The sequence below is a fragment of the Burkholderia sp. BKH01 genome (assembly GCF_025685725.1).
In the GTDB taxonomy this organism is placed as follows: Bacteria; Pseudomonadota; Gammaproteobacteria; order Burkholderiales; family Burkholderiaceae; genus Burkholderia; species Burkholderia pyrrocinia_C.
On the sequence record NZ_JAOTQT010000034.1, the window covers coordinates 64036 to 72006 of the forward strand.

9 protein-coding genes are annotated in these 7971 nt (G+C 66.6%); 1 reads left to right on the forward strand and 8 read right to left on the reverse strand.

Annotated elements, in window-relative coordinates; genetic code table 11:
- Positions 1-21: 21 nt before the first annotated feature.
- The 8 genes from OEJ37_RS31965 to paaA form a co-directional block, all read right to left on the reverse strand.
- Complete coding sequence (locus OEJ37_RS31965; RefSeq protein ID WP_152864806.1) at positions 22-669, reverse strand: GNAT family N-acetyltransferase; 648 nt, start codon at positions 667-669, stop codon at positions 22-24.
- Positions 670-913: 244 nt separating this feature from the next.
- Positions 914-1519 (reverse strand): TetR/AcrR family transcriptional regulator, encoded by a 606-nt coding sequence (locus OEJ37_RS31970; protein ID WP_152864803.1) that lies wholly within the window; start codon positions 1517-1519, stop codon positions 914-916.
- Between the two features lie 16 nt (positions 1520-1535).
- Complete coding sequence (locus OEJ37_RS31975) at positions 1536-2360, reverse strand: DUF1835 domain-containing protein (RefSeq protein ID WP_175920850.1); 825 nt, start codon at positions 2358-2360, stop codon at positions 1536-1538.
- 128 nt (positions 2361-2488) lie between these two features.
- Positions 2489-3625, reverse strand: a complete 1137-nt coding sequence (gene paaE, locus OEJ37_RS31980) for a 1,2-phenylacetyl-CoA epoxidase subunit PaaE (protein ID WP_263348964.1) — start codon at positions 3623-3625, stop codon at positions 2489-2491.
- A gap of 31 nt (positions 3626-3656) precedes the next feature.
- The gene (gene paaD, locus OEJ37_RS31985) at positions 3657-4220 is read right to left on the reverse strand and encodes a 1,2-phenylacetyl-CoA epoxidase subunit PaaD (protein ID WP_175948699.1); all 564 of its coding nucleotides are present in this window, start codon (positions 4218-4220) and stop codon (positions 3657-3659) included.
- A gap of 25 nt (positions 4221-4245) precedes the next feature.
- Positions 4246-5049, reverse strand: coding sequence for a 1,2-phenylacetyl-CoA epoxidase subunit PaaC (paaC, locus tag OEJ37_RS31990; RefSeq protein ID WP_263348915.1), 804 nt, complete (start codon positions 5047-5049; stop codon positions 4246-4248).
- A gap of 10 nt (positions 5050-5059) precedes the next feature.
- Positions 5060-5344 carry a 1,2-phenylacetyl-CoA epoxidase subunit PaaB gene (paaB, locus tag OEJ37_RS31995; RefSeq protein WP_010092957.1) on the reverse strand — a complete coding sequence of 95 codons (285 nt, stop codon included), beginning with the start codon at positions 5342-5344 and terminating at the stop codon, positions 5060-5062.
- A gap of 35 nt (positions 5345-5379) precedes the next feature.
- Positions 5380-6378, reverse strand: a complete 999-nt coding sequence (paaA, locus tag OEJ37_RS32000) for a 1,2-phenylacetyl-CoA epoxidase subunit PaaA (RefSeq protein ID WP_034183965.1) — start codon at positions 6376-6378, stop codon at positions 5380-5382.
- 199 nt (positions 6379-6577) lie between these two features.
- Here paaA and OEJ37_RS32005 point away from each other — a divergent pair, with 199 nt between their 5' ends.
- Complete coding sequence (locus OEJ37_RS32005; RefSeq protein WP_263348958.1) at positions 6578-7843, forward strand: SGNH/GDSL hydrolase family protein; 1266 nt, start codon at positions 6578-6580, stop codon at positions 7841-7843.
- Positions 7844-7971 lie beyond the last annotated feature (128 nt).

Here is a 7971-nt window from a genome sequence, read left to right on the forward strand (position 1 = left end):
AGCGCGCCCGGTCGGCCGACGTTACGCCGTCAGCGCGTCGGGCATCAGCGCTTCGATGAACTTCGAAGTGCGGTGCGCCTGGCGCTTCAGCGCGTAGTCGAACACCGCGGCCTGTTCCTGCAGCATCTCGGCGATGATCGTCGAGTGGTCGGCCGGCGGCAGCGACAGGTACGCATCGGCTTCGCCGTACGCGTACTCGATCCGCATCCCGGATTTCTTCGCGATGTGCATCATCGTCGCGTTACGCGACAGGCAGTGCATATACAGCATCGTCACGTGCGTGTTGCGGCTGCGGATCGCCGCGCGCTCGAACAGCTTCGAGCCGACGCCGCGGCCGCGTGCGCTTTCGAGCACCGACACGCCGAATTCGGCCGTGCGCTTGTCGCCCTCGGCCGGCAGGTAGGCCAGGTGGCCGACGCCGATCAGTGCGAGTTCGTGGTCGAACACGCCGAACACGGTGTCGCGACCGAAGTCGATCGTCCGAACATAGTTCTCGATCACGTGGTCGGGCACCATCTGGCCGAAGCGCAGCAGGCGGTCCTCTTCGTCGAGCGAGAGAAAGTGGGTGAGCATCTGCTCACGGTCTTTGGAAGCCAGTTCCCTGACGAGAACCGGCGCACTACCGGCGGTGCCGACGACATCGGCATTGCCGTTCAATTGCGTGTTCATCGTGGGTTCCTCAATGTGTGACCGTACAGCGGATTGTGCAACGCAACAGCATTTTACCCGACCGTCGGCCCCAGGATTGGGGAAAACCCGTATTTAACCTTATTTATGCTGGAGGATGAATTCTAAATCCGCTTAGTTAATTACGTATCTATTTGATTTTTAATGGATTTAAAATTCATCATATGAAACGCGCGGCGAGCGGCCGCAGTGTGCCCGTCGCGCAACGCTTGCTGCTGTGCGGCAATCAGGGCGCCGTCGACAGTCCGCGTTCGATCAGGTCGATCACCTGCTCGGCGAAGTCGCGATAGCCGAGACGGCCGCCCGGCTTCAGCCACGTGAACGTCCAGTTGATCATCCCGAACACCATCATCGTCACGGACGTCTGGTTTTCCTTCGAGATGCGATCCGGGTACGCGCGGGCGAGCTGCCGCGTGAACGCGGCGACGATATCGCGCTGGCGGTCGAGCACGATCTCGCGCTGCGCGTCCTCGAGATACTTCACGTCGTTGAGCAGCGCGACATGACGGCTGTGCGACGTCTCGTATTCGGCGAGAAATGCGCGCACGAGCTCCGCGAACGCGTCGCGCTCGCTGAGGCCGCGCCGCTGGCTCGCCCCTTCGACCTCGGCGATGATCAGCATCAGCCGCTTCGTGTAGCGGTCGAGCAGGTCGAACAGGATCGCTTCCTTGCTCTCGTAATAGTGATAGAGGCGTGCCTTCGACGTGCCGCTCGCGGTCGCGAGATCGGACATCGACGTGCTCGGGTAGCTCGTCTGCGCGAATTTCCCGGCGGCGAGATCGAGGATCTGTTCGCGCTGGGATTCGTGGTCGGGCGCTCGGGTACGGGCCATGGTCGAATGCGGAAGATTAGCGGTGCGTGGTGGCCGCGCGGGCCGCGCGCACCTGCGTGGAAGAGAGGGCGGCGGGCGCGTCGTCCTGCAGCTCGAGCCGGCCGGCCGCCGCGAGTTCGCGGCAGCGCCACCAGGCGATCGAGTCGCTGACGAACAGGCTGCCGCGGTCGGCGTCGGCCATGATGCTGCCGACGAGGCGCCGTGCGGGCAGCCAGTCGGTTTCCGCGCGCGCGACGATCAGCGCGTCGAGATCGGCGTAGTAGCCGCTCTTGATCGTGTTACTGACCCAATAGCGAAGTTCGGCGTTCAGGTGCTTCGCTTCCTGCCATTCGAGCGCGAGGCGGCCGATCCGCAGCACCGAGATCGGCGCGGCCACCGGCCGTTTCCGCGCCAGTTCCGCGGGCGAGAACATCCCGGTCGAGCACGCCTGGTCGGTGCGCGACAGCGATGTGCGCCGTGCCGTGTCGAGGTCGGCGGCCGACAGCCGCACCTCGTTCAGCCGCTGCGGGACGTTGCGCAGGTGGTAGGCGACGCGACGCAGCAGCAGCTTGTCGCCGACGCTCGGCGCGTGCCACACGACCACCTGGCCCGTATCCATCGCGAGCTGGTCGAGGCGTGCGAACTCGTCGTCGATTTCCGCGTTCCAGTCGGCAATCTGGTCGCCGAGCACGCGCTCCCAGAAGGCGGCGCGCGTGTCGGGCGTCTCGTCGGCGCCCTTCAGCGGCCCGACGCCGAGATCGTCGAGCAATCCGACGACGCGCTCGTCGCGTCCGGCTTGCGCGAGTGCCTCGCTCAGCGACGCGGCGGCGGTGCCGCCCTGAATCACATGAATGGTACTCATCGGCCTGTCGTCAACAAAAGAAAGCCGCCGGCCGGGTGAACGTTGCGATGTCCACCCGGCCGGCGGCCCCTAGTGTAAGCGAGATGTGTGACGGCGAGAAACCGTCCGGCGCCGCGACGCGATGTCGCTCAACGCTCGTCGAAGCTCACGACGACCTTGTCGCTGATCGGATGGCACTGGCACGTGAGCACGAAACCGTCCTTCACTTCATGCTCCTCGAGCGTGTAGTTCTTCTCCATCCGCACTTCGCCCTCGATCACTTTCGCGCGGCACGTGCAGCACACGCCGCCCTTGCACGCGTACGGCAGCGCGAGCCCCGCGCGCAGGCCGACATCGAGCAGGCTCACGCCTTCGTACGGCAGGCGCAGCTTGCGCTTCTTGCCGTCGAGCACGATTTCCAGGTCGGCGGCCGGCGTCTGGTCGGTGATCTCGACGACCGGCGCGCCGGCCTGCGGCAGCGGCGTGCCGAAGCGCTCGACATGCACCTTCGCCTGCGGCACGCCGGCCGCCTTCAGCGCGGCTTCGGCCGCATCCATCATCGGCGCGGGGCCGCAGATGAACGCCTCGTCGATCGCGTCGGCCGGCATCAGCGTAGCGAGGAATTCCGCGCATTTGGCCTGGTCGAGCACGCCGTTGAACAGCTCGACGTCCTGTTGGTCGTCCGACAACACGTGATAGAGGACGAAGCGGTTCATGTAGCGGTTCTTCAGGTCCTCGAGCTCCTCCGCGAACATGATCGCGTCGACGCTGCGGTTGCCGTAGATCAGCGTGAACGTGCTGCGCGGCTCGACTTCGAGCGTCGTCTTCACGATCGCGAGCACGGGCGTGATCCCCGAGCCGCCGGAAAACGCGACGTACTGCTTGCCGTGGTCGGCGTTCAGGTGCGTGAAGAAACGGCCGTCCGGCGTCATCACGTCGATCGTGTGGCCCGGCTTCAGCGTATCGAACGCGAAATTCGAGAAGCGGCCACCGCGCACGCGCTTGATGCCGATGCGCAGTTCGCCGTCGCGGTCGTAGTCCGTCGTGCCGACGCAGATCGAATACGAGCGGCGCGTCTCCTCGCCGTCGATGTGGGTCTTCAGCGTGACGAACTGGCCCTGCGTGAAGCGGTAAGCATCGCGCAGCTCGGGCGGCACGTCGAACGAGACGGTGACGGCGTCGGCGGTCTCGGGCCGCACGTCGCGGATACGCAGCGGATGAAATTGCGGGGTCGTCGACCCCCGCCGGGTCGCCCCAAGGGGGGCGACCGCCCCCTCGGGGGGCAGCGAACGAAGAGAGCGTGGGGGCTGTTTCATTTCAGTAGGGTTTGAAGTAGTCGAAAGGTTCGCGGCAGTCGACGCAGCGATACAGCGCCTTGCAGGCCGTGGACGCGAATTGCGCGAGACGCTCGGTGCGGGCGGAGCCGCAGCGCGGGCAGGCCGGCGCCGCGACCGGTCGCGGCACGAAGCGCACGACGTTTTCCCGCGGCGCGGCGCTGCCGCACTGGCCGACCGGCGGCGCGATTCCGTACGCGCGCAGCTTGTCGCGCGCTTCCTGCGTGATCCAGTCGGTCGTCCACGCGGGCGCGAGCACCGTCTCGATCCGGTGCGGCGGGAGGCCGGCCGCCTGCAGTGCGGCGGCGACATCCTCGGCGATCTGCGACATGGCCGGGCAGCCCGAGTAGGTGGGCGTAATCACGACTTCGAGCAGGCCGTCGTCCGCGCGGCGGACGTCGCGCAGGATGCCGAGCTCGCGGATCGACACGACCGGAATCTCGGGGTCGGGCACGGCTTCGAGCACGTCCCATGCGCGGGCGAGCAGCGGATCGTCGTGACGCGCGGCGGGTGCGGCGTCGGCGGGTGCGGCGGTCTGGACGGACATCGTCGGGCTCCGTGGCGTTGGCCGGTTACCAGGTCGCGCCGGGGTGCTGGCGCGCGAGGCTCTGCATTTCCGCGAGCAGGTAGCCCATGTGCTCCGAGTGTTCGCCCTGCTTGCCGGTCGTCACATGCATCACGGGCGCCGGCAGCGTGAGCGTTGCTTCGGCGAGCGCATCGTCCACCTCCGCGCGCCATGCGGCTTCGATCGCGGCCGGCGCCGGGCCGATGCCCGGTGCGGAGATTGCGTCGTCGATCGCATCGGCTGCGAAGAATTCGCGCGTGTACGGGGTCAGGTAGTCGAGCGCGTCCTGCGCGCGACGGTGCGATTCGTCGGTGCCGTCGCCGAGGCGAACCAGCCACTCGCGTGCGTGCTGCACGTGATAGCGGGTTTCCTTCACCGATTTCGCGGCGATCGCGGCGAGCTGCGTGTCGGTCGACGTTTCCAGCGCGGTCCACACGTGCAGCATCAGCGCTGCATAGAGGAAGTTGCGCACGATCGTCACCGCGTAGTCCTTGTCGGCGTGCGCGGTGCCGGAGACCGGGCCGTAGTGCGGCAGCTCGGCGAGCGTGAAGTTCGCGAACTCGCGCTCGGTACGGAAGTACGCGTAGTCGTCCTCGGTCTTCGTCGCGCCGGTGAGCTGGCGCTCGAGTTCGGCCGCGTGCGTATACAGCATGCGCGCCTGGCCGATGAGGTCGAGGCTCATGTTGGTGAGCGCGATATCTTCCTCGAGGATCGGGCCGTGGCCGCACCATTCGGCATTGCGCTGACCGAGGATCAGCGCGTTGTCCGCGAGGCGCAGCACGTAGGAGAGGTGTTCGGGCGTGATCGTCATGGCGCGGGCGTTACATGTGGTTGACTTCGTCGGGCAGCGTGTAGAACGTCGGGTGACGGTAGATCTTGTCGCCCGCCGGCTCGAACAGTTCGGCCTTCTCGTTCGGATCCGATGCGGTGATCGCCGACGACGGCACCACCCAGATGCTCACGCCTTCCTGGCGGCGCGTGTAGACGTCGCGCGCCATGCGCAGCGCCATCGACGCGTCGGCCGCGTGCAGGCTGCCGCAATGCTTGTGGTCGAGGCCCTGCTTGCTGCGCACGAACACTTCCCAAATCGGCCATTCCTTGTTCATCACTTTCTCCTGATTCCTGAATTCGATGGTGCCGCTCAGGCGGCGTGCTGTTCGGCGCGGGCGCGGCGCTTCGCTTCGTGCGCGAGCGCGGCTTCGCGCACCCATGCGCCGTCCTCGTGCGCTTTCACGCGGGTCGCGAGGCGTTCCTTGTTGCACGGGCCGTCGCCGTTGACCACGCGCCAGAATTCGTCCCAGTCGATCGTGCCGTAGTCATGGTGGCCGCGTGCGTCGTTCCATTTCAGGTCGGGATCGGGCAGCGTCACGCCGAGCACCTTCGCCTGGTCGACCGTCGCGTCGACGAACTTCTGCCGCAGGTCGTCGTTCGAGATCCGCTTGATGCCCCATTTCGCGGACTGGCTGCTGTGAACCGAATCGGCGTCGCTCGGGCCGAACATCATCAGCACCGGCCACCACCAGCGGTTCACGGCCTGCTGCACCATCGCACGCTGCGCGTCGCTGCCCTTCATCATCGACAGCAGCGCGTCGAAACCCTGGCGCTGGTGGAACGACTCTTCCTTGCACACGCGGATCATCGCGCGCGCGTACGGGCCGTACGTGCAGCGGCACAGCGGGATCTGGTTCATGATCGCGGCGCCGTCGACGAGCCAGCCGATCACCCCGACATCCGCCCAGGTCGGCGTCGGATAGTTGAAGATGCTCGAATATTTCGCCTTGCCTGCGTGCAGCGCGTCGATCAGCGAATCGCGTGACACGCCGAGCGTTTCGACCGCGCTATAAAGATAGAGGCCGTGGCCGGCTTCGTCCTGGACCTTTGCGAGCAGGATCGCCTTGCGCTTCAGGCTCGGCGCGCGCGAGATCCAGTTGCCTTCCGGCAGCATGCCGACGACTTCCGAATGCGCGTGCTGCGAGATCTGGCGAACCAGCGTCTTGCGATAGGCGTCGGGCATCCAGTCTTGCGGTTCGATCTTGCCGTCCGCGGCCATCACCGCATCGAACCGCGCCTGCTCGGGCGACTCGGCTGCGGCGTCGAGCGGCGCGACGTTGCCGGGGATGTCGAGGGATTGCGTGTACATGGCGAGATTCTCGTCCGGTTGAATGTGTGCGCAGTATAAACCAACCGACCGGTCGGTTAATAAATTTGTTGCGGATTTGCGGCGAGACTCGGGTAAACGAGGGACGTTGGGGCGCGACCAGGCTGCGCGAGTGCGGACCGCCGCGTGAGTCCCGCGTCTTCTGCGGCACAATGCCCGCTTTCCGATGAGGATTTTGCCGATGTCATTCCGAAGCAGTTTCGCCGCGGCCGCGCTGGGCGCGGCCGTTTTCGTGTCGCCGCTCGCGGCTTCGGCTGCGCCGACCGGATGGGTCGCCGCGTGGGCGACCGCGTTGCAGCCGATTCCCGATCTTGCCGCACCGCCGCCGCTCTATCGCGCACCCGACGTGGCCGGGCGGACCGTGCGCCAGATCGTCTACCCGACGGTGTCGGGGCGGGCGGCGCGAATTCGCATGAGCAATGCATACGGTCACGCACCGCTGGTCGTCGAGGCGGCGAGCCTCGCACGTGCCGGCGACGGCGCTGCGCTCGCCGGCGGCGCGGCCGTGCCGGTCCGGTTCGGCGGCAAGGCGTCGGTCACGCTCGCGCCGGGCCAGGAACTCGAAAGCGATCCGGTTGCGGTCGACGTGGCGGCGGGGCAACCGTATGCCATCAGTCTCCAGATGGGACCGAATCAACGGATGATGGTCTGGCACCGCGTGTCGAACCAGTTCAACTATGTCTCTGCGCCGGGCGATCACGTGAACGATCCGGGCGCCGCCACGTTCCGTACCCGTTTTACCCAGTATGCGTGGGTGACTGAGTTGGCCGTCGAGGCCGGCTCCGCGCGCGCCAGCGTAGCCGCGATCGGCGATTCGATCACCGACGGGCTGCGCTCGAGCGTGAACCGGAACCGCCGCTGGCCGGACGCGCTGGCGCGTCGGTTGACGGCGTCGGGCGCCGATTCGATCGGCGTCGTGAATCTGGGTATCAGCGGGAACCGGCTGCTTAGCGATTCCGCGTGCTACGGCACGTCGCTGGCGTCGCGGTTCGAGCGCGATGCGCTGTCGCGCTCGGGTGTGAAGGCCGCGGTCGTGCTGATCGGGATCAACGACATCAACTTCGCAGCGATGCCGCCGCACGCGGGGCTCGATTGCGACCATCCGCACACGCAGGTCACGGCCGCGTCGCTGATCGACGGCTATCGTCGGCTGATCGACGCGGCACACCGCCAGGGCGTGAAGGTCTTTGGCGCGACGCTCACGCCGGCCGGGTTGCCGGCCGGGCGCGAGGCGATCCGGCTCGAGGTGAACCGGTGGATCCGGAGTGGTGGAGGGTTCGACGGCGTGGTCGACTTCGACGCGGTGCTGCGCGATCCGGCGCGCCCGAGCGTGCTGCAGCGTCGATACGACAGCGGCGACGGCATCCATCCAAGCGATACGGGCTACACGGCAATGGCCGACGCGGTGCCGGTCGAGCAGTTGCAGGCTGCCGTGGGCGGCAAGTGACGCGCTCCTATATATAGAGGAAGCGTTGCCGGTGGCCTGGGCGCCAATAGCAACACCCGGCCCATTCTGTTCAAAGCCACCGTGCGCGCGAGCGCACGGTGGCTTTTTCAAAATAATTTCACAAAGGG